21 protein-coding genes are annotated in these 22171 nt (G+C 39.2%); 1 reads left to right on the forward strand and 20 read right to left on the reverse strand.

Annotated features, from left to right (window positions below; all coding sequences use genetic code 11):
* Window positions 1-16: 16 nt before the first annotated feature.
* The 12 genes from CH361_RS08645 to CH361_RS08700 are packed head-to-tail and all read right to left on the reverse strand — an operon-like array spanning window position 17 to window position 11581.
* Complete coding sequence (locus CH361_RS08645) at window positions 17-1459, reverse strand: NADH-quinone oxidoreductase subunit N (RefSeq protein WP_100790404.1); 1443 nt, start codon at window positions 1457-1459, stop codon at window positions 17-19.
* A 3-nt stretch (window positions 1460-1462) separates the two neighbouring features.
* Window positions 1463-3202: a complex I subunit 4 family protein gene (locus tag CH361_RS08650; RefSeq protein WP_100790405.1), complete on the reverse strand. Its 1740-nt coding sequence runs from the start codon at window positions 3200-3202 to the stop codon at window positions 1463-1465.
* A gap of 1 nt (window position 3203) precedes the next feature.
* Entirely contained in the window at window positions 3204-5132 is a 1929-nt protein-coding gene (gene nuoL, locus CH361_RS08655; RefSeq protein WP_100790406.1) for an NADH-quinone oxidoreductase subunit L, read from the reverse strand.
* Window positions 5133-5136: 4 nt separating this feature from the next.
* Window positions 5137-5457, reverse strand: coding sequence for an NADH-quinone oxidoreductase subunit NuoK (gene nuoK, locus CH361_RS08660; RefSeq protein ID WP_100790407.1), 321 nt, complete (start codon window positions 5455-5457; stop codon window positions 5137-5139).
* Window positions 5454-6071 carry an NADH-quinone oxidoreductase subunit J family protein gene (locus CH361_RS08665; RefSeq protein ID WP_100790408.1) on the reverse strand — a complete coding sequence of 206 codons (618 nt, stop codon included), beginning with the start codon at window positions 6069-6071 and terminating at the stop codon, window positions 5454-5456. The genes nuoK and CH361_RS08665 overlap by 4 nt, the downstream gene beginning before the upstream one ends.
* Entirely contained in the window at window positions 6050-7120 is a 1071-nt protein-coding gene (gene nuoH / locus CH361_RS08670; protein WP_100790409.1) for an NADH-quinone oxidoreductase subunit NuoH, read from the reverse strand. Before nuoH ends, CH361_RS08665 begins: the two co-directional genes overlap by 22 nt.
* 16 nt (window positions 7121-7136) lie before the next feature.
* Window positions 7137-8408, reverse strand: coding sequence for an NADH-quinone oxidoreductase subunit NuoF (gene nuoF / locus CH361_RS08675; RefSeq protein ID WP_100790410.1), 1272 nt, complete (start codon window positions 8406-8408; stop codon window positions 7137-7139).
* A gap of 1 nt (window position 8409) precedes the next feature.
* Window positions 8410-8898: an NADH-quinone oxidoreductase subunit NuoE family protein gene (locus CH361_RS08680; protein WP_100790411.1), complete on the reverse strand. Its 489-nt coding sequence runs from the start codon at window positions 8896-8898 to the stop codon at window positions 8410-8412.
* On the reverse strand, window positions 8898-10118 hold the full coding sequence (locus CH361_RS08685) for an NADH-quinone oxidoreductase subunit D (RefSeq protein WP_208861410.1): 1221 nt from the start codon (window positions 10116-10118) through the stop codon (window positions 8898-8900). The genes CH361_RS08680 and CH361_RS08685 overlap by 1 nt, the downstream gene beginning before the upstream one ends.
* A gap of 16 nt (window positions 10119-10134) precedes the next feature.
* Complete coding sequence (locus CH361_RS08690; protein WP_100790413.1) at window positions 10135-10656, reverse strand: NADH-quinone oxidoreductase subunit C; 522 nt, start codon at window positions 10654-10656, stop codon at window positions 10135-10137.
* On the reverse strand, window positions 10653-11213 hold the full coding sequence (locus CH361_RS08695; RefSeq protein ID WP_100742528.1) for an NADH-quinone oxidoreductase subunit B: 561 nt from the start codon (window positions 11211-11213) through the stop codon (window positions 10653-10655). The genes CH361_RS08690 and CH361_RS08695 overlap by 4 nt, the downstream gene beginning before the upstream one ends.
* On the reverse strand, window positions 11204-11581 hold the full coding sequence (locus CH361_RS08700) for an NADH-quinone oxidoreductase subunit A (RefSeq protein ID WP_100790530.1): 378 nt from the start codon (window positions 11579-11581) through the stop codon (window positions 11204-11206). Before CH361_RS08700 ends, CH361_RS08695 begins: the two co-directional genes overlap by 10 nt.
* 479 nt (window positions 11582-12060) lie before the next feature.
* Between CH361_RS08700 and CH361_RS08705 the strand changes: the two genes are divergently transcribed.
* On the forward strand, window positions 12061-14445 hold the full coding sequence (locus CH361_RS08705; protein ID WP_100790414.1) for a SpoIIE family protein phosphatase: 2385 nt from the start codon (window positions 12061-12063) through the stop codon (window positions 14443-14445).
* Window positions 14446-14511: 66 nt separating this feature from the next.
* On the opposite strand, the gene CH361_RS08710 is transcribed toward CH361_RS08705, so the two are convergent.
* Genes CH361_RS08710 through CH361_RS08745 form a run of 8 tightly spaced genes read right to left on the reverse strand, consistent with a single transcriptional unit; the run spans window position 14512 to window position 22159 of the window.
* Window positions 14512-15771, reverse strand: coding sequence for a replication-associated recombination protein A (locus CH361_RS08710; RefSeq protein ID WP_100790415.1), 1260 nt, complete (start codon window positions 15769-15771; stop codon window positions 14512-14514).
* Window position 15772: 1 nt separating this feature from the next.
* Complete coding sequence (locus CH361_RS08715; protein WP_100790416.1) at window positions 15773-15994, reverse strand: hypothetical protein; 222 nt, start codon at window positions 15992-15994, stop codon at window positions 15773-15775.
* Entirely contained in the window at window positions 15995-16579 is a 585-nt protein-coding gene (locus CH361_RS08720; RefSeq protein ID WP_100790417.1) for a YqaA family protein, read from the reverse strand. It abuts the gene before it with no gap.
* 42 nt (window positions 16580-16621) lie between these two features.
* Window positions 16622-17188 (reverse strand): aminoacyl-tRNA hydrolase, encoded by a 567-nt coding sequence (gene pth / locus CH361_RS08725; RefSeq protein ID WP_100790418.1) that lies wholly within the window; start codon window positions 17186-17188, stop codon window positions 16622-16624.
* Entirely contained in the window at window positions 17185-18720 is a 1536-nt protein-coding gene (gene cimA, locus CH361_RS08730; RefSeq protein WP_100790419.1) for a (R)-citramalate synthase CimA, read from the reverse strand. The genes pth and cimA overlap by 4 nt, the downstream gene beginning before the upstream one ends.
* Window positions 18717-18992 carry a Smr/MutS family protein gene (locus tag CH361_RS08735; RefSeq protein WP_100790420.1) on the reverse strand — a complete coding sequence of 92 codons (276 nt, stop codon included), beginning with the start codon at window positions 18990-18992 and terminating at the stop codon, window positions 18717-18719. Before CH361_RS08735 ends, cimA begins: the two co-directional genes overlap by 4 nt.
* A 21-nt stretch (window positions 18993-19013) precedes the next feature.
* Window positions 19014-19430 carry a response regulator gene (locus tag CH361_RS08740; RefSeq protein ID WP_100790421.1) on the reverse strand — a complete coding sequence of 139 codons (417 nt, stop codon included), beginning with the start codon at window positions 19428-19430 and terminating at the stop codon, window positions 19014-19016.
* The gene (locus CH361_RS08745) at window positions 19427-22159 is read right to left on the reverse strand and encodes a HAMP domain-containing sensor histidine kinase (RefSeq protein WP_100790422.1); all 2733 of its coding nucleotides are present in this window, start codon (window positions 22157-22159) and stop codon (window positions 19427-19429) included. The genes CH361_RS08740 and CH361_RS08745 overlap by 4 nt, the downstream gene beginning before the upstream one ends.
* Window positions 22160-22171 lie beyond the last annotated feature (12 nt).

Consider the following 22171-nt stretch of genomic DNA (forward strand, 5'->3'; position numbering starts at 1 on the left):
TAGCAGACTCAGGGTTCTACAACAAAGCACCAGGTTGGAAAAAGAGCCAACCAGCTGCAAAAAATACACTGAGTAAAAATACCAAAAATCCTAGGGTAGGCATACTGGGTAGGTCACGAACGCCTGCAACCGCCCCTGTTTCTTGTTTCATATAGGACTGGATGGTTATTTTCATATAGTAGTAGAATGCCACACAAGAGTTTGCCACGGCCCCAAAGAGTAAGATGCGGTTGAATAGTAAGTCCGACTCAGCAATCTTTTGCAAAAGGAAAAGTTTGGTCCAAAACCCGATAAGGGGAGGAAACCCAGCAAAGGATAAAAAGACAATGGAAAGAGAAAGGGCCGTTAACGGATGTTCTCCGCTTAAGTGGGAAATTCCTTCTACCGTTACTTCGTGTTTGCCTTGCTCTAAATAGGAAATAATGGCAAAAGCTGCCAAATTCAAAAGAGAATACGAAAATAGATAGTAGAGAGCTTCAAGCCCTGCTCCCGCAACAATCCCTGCCACAATATAACCCGCATGGGAAATTGATGAATAAGCTAACATACGTTTAATGTTTTCTTGTTTTAGGGCAACAATATTCCCCCAAGTCATAGAAACTAGGGCAATCACCCCCATAAGAATTTTCCAAGACTCACCGATCGCACCGAGTGGAACATGATTGAACAATACAATGATTAGTCCCAGAGCCGAAGCCTTTCCTGCGCTCGCCATAAAACCTGTGATTGGAGTTTGAGAACCTTCATACACATCAGGGGTCCAAGAATGGAAAGGAACAAGAGCCGCTTTAAAAGAAACTCCTACCAAAAACAAACCAAATCCTAGTTTAGAAAAATTGGATTCATATCCCTTCAAAAAAAGCCCGCGAAGTGCACCATCCAGATTAGTTGTACCTGACCCACCATATAAAAATGCGATGCCGAGCAACATAAACCCAGAACTAAAAGATCCGAGTAAAAAGTATTTCATCGCACTTTCTAAAGAAGACACGGAAGAACGAGCCATTCCAATCATCACATATAAAGAGAGGGATAAAATCTCTAGTCCCACAAAGATAACAATAAAATCATAACCAGAAGTAAGAAACATCATTCCTGACAAACAGAATAGAAGGAGAGGAAAAAACTCTGGAAATAAGGTTTTATGTTGAGAAAGGAAAGGTGGAGCAATGAGAAGAGTGATGAGACCCGCAAGTAAATAAATGGCACTCAACCATACAGTAAGAGGACTAAGAGAAACTTGCGATCCAAAAAACTTACCATACCCAGGAGAGGTAGTTGTATGATACAAAGCATACATGGCTCCCAGAATTCCCAGCAAAGAAAGAATCCAAATTGGTTTCGGATCCTCTTCTTTGGGAATCAAAAATTGAACCACAAGAGAAAGTAATGCCACTCCGCAAAGAATGAGCATGGGAGAAATTGCGATTAGATCATTGGCAGAAGGAGTATATGACATTGGTTAGTTTCCTATCGTCTCTTTCGGGGTTGGTTCCAACGGGAAATCAGACTCGATTGATTTCTCCAAATTGTCTAAATTTTCATGTAAGTCTGGCGTTTCCGCTTTTAAGGAAACAAGGGTCGGAAGAGCAAACTTTGACCGAAAAGATCCGAGTCTTTCTTCGAAAGAAAGTGGTTCGGCTCCCAAACTAGTGTAGTCGGAAAACTTTCTACTTACGTTTCCACCAAGAAAGTCTTTCCCTTTTTCTTTTCTTTCCGCGATGGACTGAACCGAAGCTGCGTTTAAATATACATTAGAGGAAGATTGGAGAATTTCTAAAAACGGTTTTGGATAGATTCCAATCCAAAAAATAAAGATCACAAGTGGAGATAAGATCCCGACTTCTCTAAAAGTTAAATCTTTATAAGGTTTGGCTTGGATGGTTTTACTTACTCCAAATAGGAATCGTTTGACAAACCATAAAAGGTATAAGGCTCCAAGCACGACACCTGTAGCCGCTATTCCGCCCAGCCAAACATTGGACTTGATGGCTCCCATAAGAATGAGAAACTCACCCACAAATCCATTGGTTCCAGGAAGGCCAACAGAAGATAAAACAGCAATGAGAAAGAAGGTTGAGAAAACCGGCATTTGTTTGGCAAGACCACCAAACTCACTAATGTTTCTTGTATGAGCTCTTTCATAAATCATACCTATCATAAGAAAGAGCATCCCTGTCGATACACCATGTGAAATCATCTGAAGCATCCCACCGATCACACCTTCATTTGTGAAAGAAAAGAGTCCTAAAATACAAAATCCCAAATGCGATAAGGAACTATAAGCAATGATTCGTTTGATATCAGTTTGGACAAGGGCAGCCATAGAACCGTAAACAATTCCGATCACAGCCAAAATCTGAACTCCATCTTGGGAGAAAAGACTTGGTTCTGGAAAAAAAGGAATACAAAACCGAATGAAACCATAAGCTCCAATTTTTAATAAAACCCCTGCCAAATCCACCGAACCAACCGTAGGCGCTTGGGTGTGAACATCCGGCATCCAAGTATGAAATGGGAAAAGTGGAATTTTAACAGCAAAAGCTAAGAAAAAACTAAAAAACAAAAACCATTGGAGAGGTTCAGAATACATCCCTAGATCAGCAGTTGCTAAAGATTCAATGGAGGTTTTTCCCGTTTTGAAGTAAAGAGTGAGAATACCACCTAACATAAACAAGGAGCCAGCCATAGAAAACAGAAAGTATTTTAAGGCAGCCTTTGTTCGGTCTTCCCCACCCCAGATTCCGATCATTAGAACCATCGGTAAAACCATTAGTTCCCAAAACACATAATAAAGGACTAAGTTCCCGGCCGCAAATACCCCGAGAACTGCTGTTTCCAAAACGAGTAAACAAATATGAAACTCTTTGATTTTTTTGGGAATGTTCGACCAAGAAGCAAGGCTCGAAAGGAAAAACATAAAAGCAGTAAGTCCAAAAAGTAAGAGCGAAACTCCATCAAGACCCACATGATAATCAACACTTAGTTTTCCGGAAAGAATCCAATCGGGAATCCAGTGAACGAACTGTAGTCCTGACTTAGTCGGATCATATAAAAAGAAAAGTCCCACCGAAAGGATCGTTGTAAATGCAGATGATAATGCAGAGATAACAACAACGGTTCCCATTCGTTTTTGAAAAACGATAACGGCTGCAGAAAGAATTGGTAAAAAGATAATGAAGGAAAGAATTTGTTCCGGCACTTTACACCCCCCTCGTTAATAAATACACTAAGATACAAAATGTTCCAATGACTACATACAAAGCATAATCTCCAATGAATCCCGATTGAAGACGGCGAAGGCCATTGGCGATGAAACCAAAACTAAGTCCAATGTTTAAGAAAAAACGATCCAGGATTTTGATATCAAAAAAGAAAGCAATGCCTTTCGAAACAAAAAGAAAAGGCCGAACCAAAACCAAATCATAGATCTCATCGATATAATACTTATGGAAAAGAATTTTTCGAAAGCCAGTATGTTCTTCAACAATAGGGTTTTGTTTTCTTTGGTAAAGAAAATACGCTAAGATAAGTCCGATCGTTGCGATTCCTACCGAAAATGCAGCAAGGGAAAGTTCGACGTCTCGAACAAGTGACTTGTGTTCCGCAAGACTCCCCTTTAATGAAGCCAACTCATAACCTTTGCTAAGGACAGGAGCAAAATATCTTTCTAAAGTATCAATATGCAAAAAGAAATGTGGTGTTTGTAGAAATCCAACAATGGCAGCACCGATCGCAAGGATCACGAGTGGAAAGGTCATCGTCCAAGGTGATTCATGGACTTTGTGATGTGAGTCTGTATTGTCTTTTCCAAAGAAAACAACAAAAACCAGACGGAACATATAAAACGAAGTGAAAAATGCAGCAACAATCCCCATTGTCCAGAGGATGGTTCCGTAAGCACCATAAGTGTATGCTTTTTCTAAAATTAAATCCTTTGAGAAAAATCCAGAGAAAGGAAAAAATCCTGCAATGGCAAGAGTTCCCAGTAGAAAGGTAAAGGAAGTGATTTTGATTTTGCCAAAAAGCCCTCCCATATGTTTGATATTTTGTTCATGATGCAAAGCATGAATCACTGAACCTGCACCAAGAAATAATAACGCCTTAAAGAAAGCATGAGTCATTAAATGGAAAAGACCTGCCACATAACTCATACTTCCCATTGCAAGAAACATAAATCCAAGTTGGGACACTGTAGAGTAAGCTAAGATTTTTTTAATATCGTTTTGTAAAGTGCCGATGGTGGCAGCAAATAGAGCTGTCGTGGCTCCGATACAAGCGATAAATAATGAAGTTTCTGGTGCGAGTAAAAATACAAAGTTGAGTCTAGCAATGAGAAAGATCCCTGCCGTTACCATCGTGGCAGCATGGATGAGAGCGGAAACCGGAGTGGGACCTGCCATCGCATCAGGAAGCCATACATAAAGTGGGATTTGAGCCGACTTTCCCATAGCCGCAATAAAGAAAAATAGTGCGACGATATTAGCATAATTGGAAAACTCACCTAACCCGCTTAAGTTGGTTTGGAGTTCCAAATACTGCAAACTTCCACCAAACCAGAAGAGAAACCCAGTTCCTAAAATAAAACCAACGTCTCCAATTCTATTTAAGATAAATGCTTTCATCCCGGCTTCCGCAGCCGAACTTTTGTCATAATCGAATCCAATGAGTAAATAGGAAGAAAGACCTACCCCTTCCCAACCAAGGAAAGTCAGAACCAAGTTGTCACTTAAAACAAGATTCAACATACAAAAGATAAACAGGTTCAAATACGCAAAAAACCGATTGTAACTTGTATTCCCTTTCATGTATCCCATGGAATACAGATGAATGAGTGATCCAATTCCCGTAATGATCAGAGTCATATAGAGAGAAAGTTGATCAATTTGGTATCCAAAGGATGATTTAAAACTTCCTACAACAATCCAATCAAAAACAGGAACCAGATGTGGTGCGGTTCTTTCCATAGGACGAAATTCGTTAAACGCACCTAAGGTGATGAGAAAAGGAATGAATACTGCCAAGGTCCCAATGGCGCCAGCCATTCTATGAGGGATTCTTCCTTTTAGAAAACCATTAAAAAGAAATCCAACGAGAGGAAGAAAAACAACTAAAGGAAATATCTCTAACATAGGATTACCATCTCATCGATTGGAGTTCATCCACATTGGTGGATTTTTTATGCCGGAAAATGGCAATCACAAGGGCAAGACCCACTGCCGCTTCTGCCGCAGCAATCGCCATTACAAAAAATACAACGGTTTCACCAGATATATGGGAAAGAGCTTTGGAAAAGGTAACAAAAACTAAATTGACTGAGTTTAAAATCAATTCCACTGACATAAAAATAATCACAATGTTCCTTCGAATCAGAACTCCCAAAACTCCGATGGAAAATAAAATCCCAGCAAGGCCAAGGATAAAAGATATGGGGATACCATTAACGATTGGGTTCATAGGACATTATCCTTTGTTTGTTCTACTTCTGTAGCTTTCTTTTTAGCGAGGATCACCGCACCAAGAACCGCAACAAGTAGTAAGATAGAAATCATTTCGAAAGGAAGAAGATAATCTAAATATGTGGAAGCACCCACAACACCTACGTTTCCTTTTGCATTCACTGTACCGGTTCCTTGAATCGGAAAAGAATATTCGGAAAGTTCATACCCTTTCCCCATTTGGTCTGAATGAGGAACCCCAGTAGTGAGTGCAGAATACAATAAAAAGAAAAAACCAAAAACAAAAACAGAAAGTAAAACCAAACGAATTGGATGTTTTCTATAACGAGACAAGGTTTCTGCTCTTTGAGAAAGTAACATCAGAACAAAAACCACAAGAACCATAATCGCTCCTGCATAGACTAACACCTGCATAGTGGCAATAAAAAGTGCCCCCATAATCCCGTATATCCCAGCCAAAGCAAAAAAAGTAAATACAAGAGAAACAGCGGAGACAACTGGATTTTTTTGGAAGATAACACTGAGTGCAGTAATGACAGTTACCGTTCCAAAAAAAATAAATAATAAAAAAGATGGAGAAGATTCTATGTTCATATAAATAATTTCAACCATCCTTCTTTCCAATATACCGTATAAATTGCGGCAAACATAACGGCAAAAAGTCCCCAAGGGATCATCTTTTTCCAACCCAGTTTCATCAGTTGGTCATAACGAAAACGTGGGAGAGTCCAACGAACCCAAATAAAGAGAAAGGCAAAAAAGAGAACTTTTAAAACAAAAAATCCGAGTCCAATGAAGGCCTGATAAGGAGAACCCGCACCCAATTGAAAAGGAACATTATAACCACCAAAAAAGAGTAAGGTGGTTAGGCATGACATCGTAATCATATTCATATACTCTGCCAAAAAGAAAAGGGCGAACTTAAAAGCACCATACTCCGTATGAAAACCAACTACAAGTTCTGACTCCGCTTCCGCAAGATCAAAAGGAAGGCGATTGGTTTCCGCAAACATAGCGGTCACATAAATAAAAAAAGCAACAAACCCAGGAGGGGTAAGGATATTCCACATATCTTTTTGTGAGTCACTAATGTCAGTTAGTTTCAATGAACCAGTCATGATTACAATCACAACGATCGAAAGACCCATTGGAAGTTCGTAACTAATCATCTGCGCCGTCGAACGAACTCCACCAAGTAACGAATATTTATTGTTACTTGACCAACCAGCAATCATAATCCCATACACAGAAAGTGAAGAGATGGCGAGCATATACAAAACCCCAGAATCGGGATTGGCAATTTGTAAATCAATGATGGTAACACCAGTAAGAGCCGTTAACCACTCTGGTGCTGGTAAACTTCCACCAAAAGGGATCACAGCCCAAGCCATAATGGCACAAGTCATCGAAATGCTGGGAGCGAGAAGATACATTCCCTTTGAAACGTTTTTTGGGAAAATTTCTTCTTTGGCGATAAACTTAATTCCATCGGCAAGAGGTTGAAAGAGTCCAAAAATACCGGCTCTGTTCGGACCTGGACGATCCTGAATAAAACCAGCAAACTTACGTTCTGCGAGCGTATAATATGCTACACCAGTCAAAATAACAAAAAACAATGAGAGGATCTTAATTCCCCAAGCAAGTATGAGAGCCCAGTCCATAGTGTTTCGGTGACCTTTAGTGAGAAATACTCACTTCCTTTTTCAATCGCGCCGAGAACTCGCCTTTAAACTTTGTCATTGTCGGACGGACTGCCATAACACAAGCATCCGCTAACGGACAAATGGTGGTTCCACCTTCCATATTTCTAGACAAAGAAAAAATGAGTTCTACATCTTTTTCTGTTCCTTCTCCAATCTTTATTTTATGGAGAAGGTCTTTTACCCAATGTGTACCTTCACGACAAGGTGTACATTGGCCGCAAGATTCGTGAGAATAAAATTCTGCTAACCTGTATGTGGTTTCGACAAGATCAGCTTCTTCGGAAAGAACAATCACCGCACCCGAACCTAACATTGATTTGAGAGAAGCGATGGACTCATAATCCATGGTTGCAGTCATCACTTCTTCTGCATTTAGGATTGGAGAAGAACTTCCTCCAGGAATCACTGCTTTTAAAGTTTTATCGTTTTTGATTCCACCACAGATATCATAAACGAGTTCCTTCATCGGAGTTCCCATCTCCACTTCGTAAATCCCTGGTTTTTTCACATGTCCACTGACTGCAAAAAGTCTTGTCCCCGGAGATTTTTCTGTTCCGATTTTTTTATATTCATCACCCGTAATACGAATGATATGCGGGACATTACAAAATGTTTCCACATTATTCACAACAGTAGGACAAGCATAAAGTCCAGACACCGCAGGGAATGGAGGTTTGAGTCTTGGGTGGCCCCTCCTTCCCTCAAGGGAATTGATGAGTGCGGATTCTTCTCCGCAAATATAAGCACCAGCACCAGAATACACAGCTAAATCAAAATCATATCCAAGACCTAAAATGTTTTTTCCAAGAAGACCCGCCTTATAGGCTTCTTCTACAGCCTCTTCTACAATACGAATTCCTTTATGAAATTCACCTCGAATGTAAATATAACCTTGATGGGAATCGATTGCTTTTGCAGCAATGACCATCCCTTCAATCAACATATGTGGGAATTTTTCGATGAGAAGTCGGTCCTTAAAAGTTCCAGGTTCCCCTTCGTCCCCATTACAAATTAAATACTTGGGTTTGTCTGTTTTTGGAATGAATCCCCATTTGTTTCCCGTTGGAAAACCAGCACCGCCGCGACCACGAAGACCGGAGTTTTTAACATCGTTTACAATTTGTTCGGCGGTCATCTCGGTCAGGGCTTTTTTCTGACTTTCATACCCACCAACAGAACGGTAATGATTTAATGTATGAGAATCAGGAGAAGCAATATGAGTCGTGAGTAGAGTTTTTAATCCCATTTTATACCTGCTTTTCCAATTCGGAAATGATCGCTTCGATTTTTTCAGGAGTTAGGTTTTCGTAGTATTTGTCATTGATTTGCGCCACTGGCCCAAACCCACAGGCACCTAAACATTGCACTTCATCCACTGTGAATTTTTTATCCTTTGTTGTTTCTCCGGCTTCGATTCCTAGTTTAGAACAAACATGTTCAGTAATGGAATCGGACCCAGATAGATAACAAGAAATGTTTCCACAAATTTGAATATGAAACTTCCCTACCGGCTTTTTATTGTACATGGTGTAAAAAGTAGCCACTCCATGTACATGCGCCAGAGAGATAGGATCCCCAATTCGATCTGCAATGTATTGCATTCCTTCTTTATCCACAAAACCTTTGTCAGCTTGTAATAAAAAAAGACATGGTAAAATTAACGAACGTTTACTCGGGAACTGAGGAATGAGTCGTTGGAATCTTTTCTCCGAATCTTGTGAAAATTGATAAGCCATTAACAATCTAACTCCCCTGCAATGACATTGAGTGAAGACATAGTGGCAATGGTATCAGCAAGAAGGCCCCCTTTCACAAGTTCCGGGAAAGCTTGGTAATACCAAAAACAAGGACGTCTTACATGCACTCTCCAAGGAGATTTTTCTCCTTCTGACACTACATAAAACCCGAGTTCTCCATTGGCCGCCTCGGTGGACATATAGTATTCGCCTGGAGGAACTTTCACTCCGTGCATGATGATTTTAAAATGATAAATGAGTTCTTCCATATTGTTGTACACTCGATCTTTCGGGGGAAGAAAGGTATGAGGAACATCGGCGTGATACGGGCCTTCAGGGATTCCATCGATTAGTTGTTCAATGATTCGCATCGATTGACGCATCTCTTCCATACGGACCAGAGTTCTATCCAATGCGGACCCATCTTCTCCCACTGGAATGTCAAAATCGACTTTATCATAGAACATATACGGATCATCTTTTCTAACATCCCAAGGAACACCGGCCGCGCGAAGGTTGGGTCCAGAAAATCCATAAGCAATGGCACGTTCTGCCGAAAGACCACCAATTCCAGCAGTCCGTTCGTTAAAAATTTTATTACGAATGAGTAGGTCTTGGAATTCATCCAAAGCAGGTTTTAAACCCTTGATGATGGTTTTGATTTCGGATTGGAATTCTGGATAGATATCACGTTCCATTCCACCCACACGGCAAAAGGTTGTTGTTAACCGAGCACCCGTTAGCTTCTCTAAAATTTGATATATATTTTCCCTATGGTGGAATAAATGCAAAAGTCCAGAAAATGCGCCAAGATCCACACCCATAATCCCGTTACAAATGATATGATCCATAATCCGAGAAAGTTCCGATATAATCATTCGAACGTAAGTGACTCGTTCTGGAACTTGGATTTGCATCATCTTTTCAACAGTAAGGATCCAACCAATGTTATTGAGGGGAGTGGATACGTAGTTCATACGATCCGTACAAACTAAGAATTGGTTGTAATCGTAACGTTCACCGAGTTTTTCAAAACAACGATGCACATAACCAATCACGGATTCCGTATCTACCACACGTTCTCCATCAATTTGAATTACGTTTTGTAAAATTCCATGAGTGGCAGGATGACTTGGCCCAAGGTTCACAAGTAAGTGGCCTTCTGGTAGGTCTTTGAATTTTTTGCCAAAGTGTTCGGCTGTTTTTTCGTACATTACCATAATGATTTCCTACCGCCTAACTGGCAATATCCTCGTTTACGTGAATGGTGAGTAAGTCTTCAATGAGATAATCTTGGCCCGGACCTTCTAATGGATAATCCTTACGAAGAGGATGACCAATAAAGTTATCAGGCATAATGAGGCGTTCCATTTGTGGATGACCTGTGAAGGAAATTCCCATTAGATCATACACTTCTCTTTCTGGCCAATTGGAAGCAGGAAAGATTCCCGTTAGGCTCGGAACCTCTTCCCCTTCACCCACAGGAACTCGAAGCTGCAATCGAAAGTGTTTGTTTTTGGGAGAACGAAGTAAATAAACCACTTCAAATCGTGGTTCCCTTTTTCCTAACCAATCTACAGAAGTAAGGTCATTCAGATAAGTGAAGGCAAAATCTGGATGGTTCTTCAAAGCCTCTACCACTTTTGGCAGAGCTTCCTTTTTGATGCTAAAATAAAGTAAATTCGTGTTTATGTCCCTTTGCGGAAGTAAAACATCGGAAAACTTAGAAGTAAAGTATTCGGTAATTTTTTCTTTCATGCCACTACAAGAGGTTTGTTGCGTTCGTTGATTTCTTCGATTTTTCTCATGACTTCTTGGCGTCTTGCTTCCAAACCTTGGCCTTGCACTTTCTTTTGAAGTTTGACAAGGGCATCCAGAAGAGCTTCTGGTCTTGGTGGACAACCAGGAACATACACATCAACGGGAAGAATTCGGTCTACACCTTGTAACACACCGTAGGTGTGAAACATTCCGCCTGAAGAAGCACATGCACCAACTGAAATCACAAATTTTGGTTCCGCTAATTGGTCGTATATCTGTCGTAAGACGGGAGCCATTTTATAAGTGATGGTTCCAAGAACCAAAATCATATCTGCTTGGCGTGGAGAAAAAGAAGGACGTTCTGCACCAAACCGAGCGATATCATAATCCGCACAAGAGGTACTCATGTATTCAATTCCGCAACAAGCAGTGGCGAATGGATAAGGCCATAGAGAAAAACTTTGTCCCCATTGGACAACATTATCGAGTGTTGCCACTTGGAACATATCGCCAAACATCTCACCTGGTTTGGATAGTGTTTCTGTTAATCCCATTCCAATGCTCCTTTTTTCCATATATAGTATAGACCCACGACAAGTATGAGCAAAAAGAAAAACATCTCCAGTAAGAAGAAGGTTCCAAGACCTGCTTCTTTAAAGCTGATTAAGTTCACTGCCCAAGGATATAAAAAGACAGCTTCAATATCGAAGAGGATAAAAAGTACGGCTACTAGATAGAACTTGATGTTGAAAAGTCCTCTAGCATCACCGTAATACGTAACCCCGCATTCAAATGTATCTTGAGGTTTCGATTTTTTCTTCGGATTGAGAAGGAAGGCAAGAGCCAAGATCAGAGCGGAGAAACCGACTCCTAGCAAAAGTTGTAAAAGGATTGGAGCAAAACTATCAGGTGCAGAACCCATTCCTTGAATGATCTCATCCTTATTTTGAATTGTCAAGGCGAGATTCTTTTCGAATCATTTTTCTCATTCATCGTTAGTAAAACCAGATTATTTGAGAATGGCTCTCAAAAATTACCCTCTTCCAATTGCGCTTAAGGCAAGAACGAAAGCCAATGAAAAATGAAATCTGCTTAAGATCGTAACTAATTGGAAAAGGAAAGTCAGTGAAGAAATTGCCTACCTCACTTTTGCCACAAAGGTTATTTTTCATTTGTAATCCCGACCAATTTCAAGTTCCAACCGGAACTACTACCGATCCATTGCGATTATGAAATCACCATAAGATCAGACTTTGTACCGACTCGCGCCTTAAATGATCCAGAATCTTCGCGGTTCCGATAAAAACATATACGTTATAGCGAAATATTCATCCGTAATAGCGAACTTGGTCTTGCGGAAATCCACTAGGCTCTTTTTCTGAAACGATAGGAGCCTAAGCGATGTTCACAGAAACGAGACCCAGTTACAACCCATATGAAATCTCCAGAGAGTCTCATGAAATTTTGGAATCCATTTCCTCTTTGGTTTTAGCACCACCTTCGGGTGATTTTTTTCAAACTAGAGTATTAAGATTAGCGAACGTTTTCCACCTATCAGCTGTTTGGATTTCTGAATATAAAAGGGAAACTTCCCAATTCCAAACTTTAGCATTAGTTCATTTAGGAGAACTATCTGCTACGAAATCATATAACGGAAATATTGCTCCATGTTCTGAGACAATTGATTCCAAAACTTACTACCATACAACAGACTTAGAAAGTAGATACCCTGGTTTTGAATCTGTATTGTCAATCAAAGGGAATCATTATTTAGGTTACCCATTAAAATCGAGATCAGGCGAAGTGATTGGAATTATTGGTATTCTCAATCGAAAACATATTTCACATCTGGGACGAATCATTCGGATTTTAGAATTACTTTCCATCAGGACTTCCCAGGAATTAGAAAGAAGAAAATCGGATACATATATTTCTCATGCGATTGAGTCTGTTTATGCACTCAGTCATTCCTTAAAAGAAATCCATAGACTTACAACATCTCACTTCGAATCCATTGAAGATCTTTTTTCCGGGTATCTCAAAACGGGACTACAGTTATTTCATTTTCCGGTTGGGATTATTAGCAAAATAGACCAAGACAAATACAAAATTTTACAAATTGAAGGAGAAACAAATCATCTAAAACCAGGCGAATCCTTGAGGACAGTTGATACATTTTTCTTAAAAGCAATCCAATCAAAGAAAACAGTTTTCTCAGAAGATATTTTTTCTTCAGATGAAAACCTAGAAAAAACTCTATTTTTTAAAGAATATGGGTTTTTGAAATTTTTAGAAGTCCCCATCATCATTGATAATAAAGTACAAGGATCCATTGGTTTTTTTTCTACAAAGGTAGGAGGGACTCCCATTGAAAATCATTTTATAGAAGTCATTGAGATGATGAGTAAAAGTATAGCCCATGAAATTGAAAAACGAGAAGTCGCTGAAGAAATCAAAAGAATCAAACTCCACCAAGATGGAGATTATTATTTAACTTCCTTACTTGTGAAACCTTTAGGTGGAACGGCCATCGAAAGTTCAAATGTAAAAATCGAATTCTTAACAAAACAGAAAAAAGAATTTTCGTTTCAAGGAAAACAAGGAGAAATCGGAGGTGATTTATCTGTTGCTCATACAATCAGTTTACGTGGTAAAAAACATACGGTTTTTATCAATGCTGATGCTATGGGAAAATCTTTACAAGGTGCTGCTGGTGCCTTGGTTTTGGGTGCGGTGTTTCGATCCATCATAGAAAGAACTAAAAATAGAGAAGAATACCAAAACAGATTTCCTGAACAATGGTTACGAGAAGTATTTGATGAACTTAACAAAACCTTCGAAAGTTTTGATTATACAATGCTTGTTTCTCTCATTTTAGGTTTGGTAGAAGATGAATCAGGATTACTGTATTTTGTGAATGCAGAACATCCTCATTTAATTCTATATAGAGATGGAATTGCAAGTTTCATTAAAACAAAATATAGTTATCTTAAAATTGGTGCCACCCTCCCCCAAGACAGATTTGCAATTAATACCTTCCAATTAGAAAGTGGAGATGTTCTTTTTGGTGGATCAGATGGAAAAGATGACATTTTAGTACATGGAGCTTGCAGTGGTGAACATTTTCTAAATACCGATGAAAAATTATTTTTAGAGCATGTAAGAAGAAGGGAAGGTAACCTCTCTGGAATCGTACGTTCCATCCAACAAACCGGAGACCTGACCGACGATTTGTCACTTTTCCGATTAGAATTTAATTCGAATTCAGAAATAAAACCAAAAACAAAACAAAGTGATTTAGATCAGATTTCTAAATTCAAACAAGAAATCCGAAAAGGAAACCTGGTCGCTGCACAAACACTTTTGGAAAGTGCTTACGAGCTAAACCATCGTAATTTAGAAGTATTACAAAGTTTAGTAAAATTTAGAATCGCAAACCAAGACTACGAACAAGCAGTCAAATATGGCGAAGAATATTTATCCCTAAAAGCTGATGGGAATCATATCCTATTGTCCTTATCATTTGCTTATCAAAAATTAGGCAAAATCAACAAAGCAATCGAATATTCAGAAAGGCTCATCCTTCGAGAACCTCAACACTTAAAGAATACAACTCATTTGGCTGTTTTATATGGGAAAAAAGGTGATTTTGAAAAAGCAAAAGAATTTTTAAACTTTGTCATCGAATTGACGAACGACAAAAACCAATTGGAAAAATTAGAAAAGTATTTAACGAGAATCGAACATGTTCATACCAAACAAAAAAGAAAACTTTTAGCAGAATGAACTTTTGAAACTAAACCAATTTAAAAAATCTTATTCCACTAGGAATCATTGATAAAGAGGAAGGAATCATTTCCTGTCACCCCAGAGTTTTTTCAATTGGTCTTTTAAGTTTTTTTCCATCCCTTGATTCGTTGGTTCATAAAACCTTGGAGGATTCGGATAAAAAGATTCAGGAAAGTATTTTTCTTTTACAAAGTGGTCAGGATAATCATGTGGGTACTGGTAATCTTTCCCTGCACCTTCTTTTTTATGAGTGGCTGTGGGTGCATTCCGAAGATGGTTGGGAATTTGAAATTCCCTTTTCCTTTCTCTTACCAATTGTAAGGCTTGGTCAATTGCCAAATAACTAGCATTCGATTTAGGAGCAGAAGCGAGAAAAGTCGTACACTGACTAAGAGGAATCCTTCCCTCCGGCATTCCCACTCGTTCCACTGCTTGCCAAGTAGCGATTGCTAAAGGGAGAGCATGGACACTGGCATTCCCTACATCTTCGCTTGCAAAAATCACAAGTCTTCTAGCGATAAAGAGAGGATCTTCCCCTCCTTCGATCATTAAGGCCAAATAAAAAAGAGCGGCATCGGGATCACTCCCACGCAGCGATTTGATAAAAGCAGAGATAATATCATAATGGCTTTCACTATTTTTATCATAAAAAATTACATTTTCACCCAAAATCTCAGCTAACTTTGATTCATCGATACTTCCCGTATCTTCGGTAAAATTTAAAATTCGTTCCAGGTATCCAAGTAGCTTCCTGGCATCACCTGAACTTCTACGAAAGAGTTCTTTTTTCAAATCATCAGGAAATTTTCCTTTATGATTTAATTTAATAAGACAGGTTTCAAAAATAGAATTTTCTTCTTCTTCCGATAAAGTGGTCAGTCGGTAGACAAGCATTCGCGAAAGGAGAGCTTTATTCACTCGAAAGCTAGGGTTCTCAGTGGTAGCCGCAATGAGAATAATCTCCCCTTCTTCCACAGCAGAAAGAAGGGCATCTTGTTGGGAGGAAGAAAAACGATGGATCTCATCCAAAAACAAAACAATAGTTCCGCGACGTTTGGCTTCATCCAAAACTTCTCGCACTTCTTTCAGTCCACTGGTCACACAACTTAAATAACGTTTTTCCAAACTCCAGGTTTGTGTCAGAAGATGGGCTAAGGTAGTTTTTCCAGATCCAGGAGGACCATAAAATAAAATAGAAGTGGGTTTGGGAATGGATTTTAGAGACTGAACCACCTGAGTTTGGCCCACAAATTCAGACCAATCTTTAGGCCTGACTGCATGGGCCAAAGGAACCTGTTTGTTTTGGGAAAAGAGGGAATCCACTTTAAGTTTGATCCAATTCTTTTTTCACAGCCATATAACAATTATATATGGTTTCGTTGCAAACATCGCAACCAGAATTACAACAAATCAGAGACCGCTCTGAAACCTTTCCATCCACTAAATTTTTGACAAAGGCTGCCGTCCGATCTGGCAAAAAGAAAAACCTTACCTTTTCTAAAATGACTTCATCCACCGATTTAGGAAACAAACGTTCTTCCGACATCTATCCCCCTGTGATCCATCCAAGATACATAGCGTAAAAATATATAGTGACTCGAACAAAGCGAAAAAGTGATCCAAGTAAAAATAGCGAATAACGCATCTTAAATGTACCGACGGTATAAGCCATCCAAGAATAAGGAATGGGAGTGAGGGCACTTAAAACCACAGCCCCAAACCCGTATTTTCGGATATAAGGCAGGAGTTTGTCTTCGTAATGCAAAACCATCTGCCTTCCCAAATGAAATTTAGGAATGAGATATAATCCGACTAGGTAGGCAAGAGAACCTCCGAGAATACTGCCAAAAGACATGGATAAAATTGTTTTTAAAGGATCCATCTCACCCGTAATTGCAAGCATCAGAAAAGCATCAGGAGGAACGAAGGCAGGGAGACTATCGGAAAAAATCATCCCAACAAACAAACCCCAATATCCGAAAATCCGTACAAAGTGTTCGCTAAACCCAAGAAGTTCTTTACGGAAAAAAAACGCCAAACCAAAAACGATCACAAGTACAATCACAATAGAGAGGATGGTTTGAAAGATAAGACTCTTTAGATTGATTGAGGCCTCTTTTTCTTTTGACATAAAATTAAAATTTAACCCCTATTACTTTGACAAAACAAACATTTACTTTTCAGATTCTTTAAGGATGAGATTTTTATTGGTTTTGATCCAATCTTCAATTTTTGTAATCGAATCTTGAATCAAAGTTTGCAAAATGTTTCGTTCTTCCGAATTAAAGTTTTGTAAAACAAAATCGGCAACTTCCATCCCACCTTTCTCTGGTTTTCCAACTCCAAATCGTAACCTGTGAAAATCCTGAGATCCTAATTTTGCAACTATATCTTTTAGTCCATTGTGGCCAGCAGTCCCACCGCCAATTTTATTTTTGATTTTTCCAAAAGGTAAATCGACTTCATCTTGCACGACTAATATCTGCGAAGGAGGGATTTTATACAGGTTGGCTAAAGTTTGCGTAGCCTTTCCTGAAAGGTTCATAAATTCCAATGGTTTTAAAAGATGAATTTTATCCCCTTCCCAAGAGTGGGTAGTCTCTGCATATTTTTTAGAATCTTTAAAGGATTCGTTGAAACGAGAAGCGAGAGCATCTAAAACCATAAAACCAATATTATGGCGAGTGTTTTTGTATTTATCTCCTGGATTCCCAAGACCTACAATTAAAAAATGAATCATACGTTTCCGAGTAAAATATGTAACAACCGTTCTGTGGCTTTTACGGCAGCCACTTGTTGGTCAGAATCAATTCCAATGGTTCGAATAGGACTTGAGTCTCCATCTTTTTTCCAAGTAATAACAGTTTCCACAAGAGCATTGGTATTGCCACCGGGGGGGATTCTAACCTCATAATCAGAAAGTTTAGGAATTTGGATGCCTAACTCTTTTAAAATTTTACCAAGGGCATTCATAAAAGCGTCATAACCACCATCGCCTTCCCCTTTTGCCTCATAATGTTTTCCCTGGTAGTTGACCTTTACTTCGGCTTTGGGTTTAACACCTAACCCACTGGTTACAGTGCAAGACTCAATTCGGAAACTAGCTTCTAAATTTTCTCCAGTGATATCGGAGATGATATAGGGAAGATCTTCTTTGGTGACAGTTTTATTTTGATCCCCAAGTTCAATGACTCTCTCTAATACTTTTTTTTCGATCTCGGGGGAAAGAACCATTCCCAATTGTTTTAGATTTTCGGTGATACTCGCTTTACCAGCTAACTTTCCCAATGCGTAAACTCTAGCTCTACCAAATCTTTCTGGCAAAATAGGATTCGCGTATAAATTTCCTTTTTTGTCCCCATCAGCATGGACACCTGCGGTTTGCGTGAATACATCTTCTCCCACAATGGGGCGATTATCGGAAATCCGTTTTCCAGAAAATACTTCCACAAGTCTTGAGGAATTTGTAATTTCTCTTTCCACAATAGAGGTTCTAAACTTTGTTTTGTCATGTAAAGCAGTGACAACTGCTTCTAATGGCGAATTCCCTGCTCTTTCACCAAGCCCATTCACAGCAACATGTAAACCCCGAACACCAGCGGAGACTGCCTCCAAACAATTAGCGACCGCTAAATCATAATCATTATGTCCATGAAATTCAAACCAAAGTTCGGGAAACTCTTTTACTAGATCGGTAATGGCAGTGCGAACCTCGAAAGGCGACAATACTCCGAGTGTATCTGCTAAATAAAATCTACTCACCGGAAACTTAGAAACAACACTCAGATATTCTAATACATAATCTCGCGAATGGGTGTAACCATTCGACCAGTCTTCCATATATACATTTACGGTGATTCCGGACTTCTTCGCATACTCTACCGTTTTTTGGATGTCGGCAAAATGTTCGGCAGGTGTCTTTCGTAACTGGTTTGTTAGGTGGTTTAGTGACCCTTTGGTCAGGAGATTCAGAACACGAACCCCCGTTCCCTTCATCCATTCAACCGTTTTATCAAAATCAACAAATCCTAAAATTTCGATTCGGTTTTGTAGACCTTCTGACTTGGCCCACTCTACTATTTTTTTAACTGCTTCAAATTCACCGGGGGAAACACGAGCGCTGGCAATCTCAACTCGATCCGTTTTTAAGTCTTTTAATAAATGTTTGGTGATATTTAACTTTTGTTGCCAAGAAAAAGAAACACCATTGGTTTGTTCCCCATCTCGTAAAGTGACGTCCAGAATTTCGATTCGAGAATTAGATTCGGTCATGATTTCAATCGGTTGATGTATTCTTTGGACGGAGCGAGAATTTCCACAATCGTTGCGCCCGGGTTTGACCGAAACATCGGATCGGTCTCCACTAGTTTCAGGAAATCGCAAGTCCCTATGTAGTCAATCGCCATTCGTTTGAGGATTCCTTCTCCAATTCCATGTAAAATTTCTACATAGGATTCCCCTTCCATAAAAGCATCATGGAGCTCTCGTTCTAGTTTGATACGAGCCTCTTCAAATCGAAGTTTGCGGATGTAGATTGTACGCACCTTAAGTCCAAAAAATGGGACTTAGGTCAAATTGCAACAGAAACGAACAGCTTCGAGTAATTCTCTGGTGTTCCAAGGTTTGGAAAAAATTGCGTAGGTTTTGGCCTCTTCTTTGACACGATTGATGGCATCGCGGTCAGCATGGCCAGAGATGAGGATGGATTTGATTTGTGGGTATTTTTGGTGGACTTGGATGAGAAATTCATCCCCCCGCATTCCGGGCATTAACCAATCAGAGAGAATCAAAATCACCTCAACACCAGAACTACAAAGGTCATCGATCACTTCCATAGCTTCTTCTGGATTTTGGGCCGTTTCGTAGGTATAACTCCCACCAATCTCACGTTTTAGTTCTTGTACGAGGGATAAAAGCAGAATCGGTTCATCATCAACACAAAGGATTGCATTTTTCTCATGTTGTAGCTGTGTTATACTCAATCTTTCTCTCCTCTTTGTACTTTTGGCAAAGACACTGTAAACGTGGTTCCATTCTCATCTGACGAAAACTCAATCGAACCTTTCATTTTTTCTACGATTTGTTTGCAAATGTCAAGCCCAAGCCCAATTCCTTCCCCATGTTTTTTTGTAGTGAAAAAAGGTAGGAAAATTTTATCGCGAATTTCCGGTGCAATTCCTTTTCCTGTATCTTGGATCGATGTGATGACAGAAACCTCGTCTGAAGAAACAGATATCTTTAATTTCCCTCGATAGTCCATGGCTTGTAATGCATTATTAATGATATTGATCCAAACTTGATTCAGTTTGTCTCTTTCCGCCAAACAATAATCAGTTGCGTTATATAATTTAGTGATTTCAACATCATTTTTAATTTTCGTTTGGTAAAGGGTGAGGATGGAGTCGAGTTCTGAAGGAATATGAACATTTTGAAAGTTTGTTTCTGTCTCCAATCGATCAGTATATAAATAATGTTTGAGTGCATTCACAACATGAGATGCTTTTTCAGTAGCAGTTTGAATCACATAAACCAAACGATACAAACTTCCTAAAACAAGAACATTCTGAAGTATAATTCCCGATCTGGGTTTCTTTAACATTTTTAATAGTGGTTCTTCAAATTGAAGAATTCCAAGGGAAGTAAGGTCCTCCACTACCTCTTCTGGATTTTCAATTTGGTATGAATTTAAAATTCCCAATCTTTCTTTTTTTTCCGTTCGATTGAGAATCCCTGAATTACGAGTTCCAAAAGACACACTCAAATGAAGCAAATACCGAAAATCTTCTCTTTCAGAAACATCTAAAGATTCTAAAAAATCTGGTAAGTTGATAATATCGTTTTTTAAAATCTCCGACATAGCACGAACACTCGATGTAATGGCACCAAGCGGAGTGTTTAACTCATGAGTGATCCCCGCTGCAAATTGTCCAAGAGCAGCTAACTTTTCACTTAACAAAAGTTGTGTTTGCGTTTTATGTAAATCGATTAGAATTTTTTCTTTGGTTTCGATCATCTCTACAAGACTACGATTACTTTCGATGAGTGCCTCTGTTCTTTGACCAATTTTATCTTCTAAATTGGAATTGGTTTCCATCACCAAACGTTGGCTTTCTTCCACTCGTTCAAAACTTTGTTTGAGTTCGGAAGACATAAAACGAAATGCTTCCGATAAATCTTTCAGTTCTGCAATCATACTTTCACCAACGGGAATATCCCAGTTCCCTTTGGCTAAAGATTTGGATGCTTTTGCAAAAGATAAAACTGGTCTTGTCACAAACTCGGCAAGCACAGCTGCGAGCACTAAACTGAGTAAAATTGCCCAAGCAAAAACCATCGCGGATTCACTATTTCCAGTGATCACTCCACTTTGGTAAAAGGAATAGGGAAACAGGGTAATTAGATACGTTCTTTCTTTTATATTTGGATGATGATAAATAGTCACCATTGCATTCCAATTCTCGCGCGAGAGTGGTTTTTTTGTGACCATGGCAAAACTAAATTTTTTTTCCGTAGTATTGATTTCGTTCCCCAGTTTTTTTAATTCCACCCGAACTGTTTCTTGTAACCTTGTTTTTCCCTGATCAACAGAAAGAGATGCTAATGGATTCAAACTTTCATCTAACAAAAAAACACGGCCTTGCGCATTCACCTTAGAATCATCTAACACTGATACGAGATCTTTAGGATTAAAATCTTGATTTGATGATTTGGGAAGCGCCGACAAATAACGATCCAAACTTAAATTGATATTTTTTGACCACTGCCGATGCAAAACCTCTACCATTTGAAAAGCGGAGTTCTCTGCATTTTTTAAAGTAACGTAAGCAGTCACTCCCACAAGAACTAAAACCAAAAATACAAAAGGAGCAACAATGAATAACTGTAATGAAATTCCGGTTCGAACGTCTGGTTCAGGTTGGATGATCTCCCAATCTGTTGGCCCAGACTTCCATATCTTTTGCGGATCACTTAAAGTAACCTCTTTCACCTGACCTGGGACTTCTGCCCAAAACAAACCAAATCGCCTGACAACTGGATAAGTGACCAACATAACAAATGGTGCCAAAACCCAAGTGATTCCTGTTGTGAAAAGGAGAGCGGAGCTCACTGTATGATAGGAAATTTCTGCTCCAAATTGTTCGGAACATAAAAATCCCCATAAAAATGGTTCGAGAAATAAAAAGATCAAAACAAAAACAAAATAGTAAACCCAAACGCGCAACTTACGGAAGTCAGGTGACTTACCAATCATTTGGTATGACAACCAAAATATGGTTGGGTTGATAAAGTAACCAGGTAACCAGTCCCACAAAAATTCTGGAGGAACACCTTCAATGAGATCAGAAAGCCCATAAGCAAAAGGAACCGCGAGAAGTGCAGGATATCCAAAAAAGTTCAAACAAAGGAAAACGGATAAATCTTTTAAACTTTCTAGGGTTTGAGCCCCAGGAATGAGAACAATGGAACTCCCCAAATAACCCGTCAGGAAGATAAAAACAAAAGTGATGAGAAACCAATAAAAACTAGTTAGGTTCCAATTCCAGACCTCTCTGGAAATTCGAAAGAGTTTTCCATTCCGAAAGGTAAATCCAGTAAAAGCAAATATGGATAATATCGAACCAAGTAAAAAGGCAAATCGGCCCCAAACCTCCAAAATAGGCAAAGGGATGTTTGAAACGATCTGTTCAATCCAAACAATGATTTCGGCCATAGCCCGTGAATC

The organism is Leptospira brenneri (assembly GCF_002812125.1).
GTDB lineage: Bacteria > Spirochaetota > Leptospiria > Leptospirales > Leptospiraceae > Leptospira_A > Leptospira_A brenneri.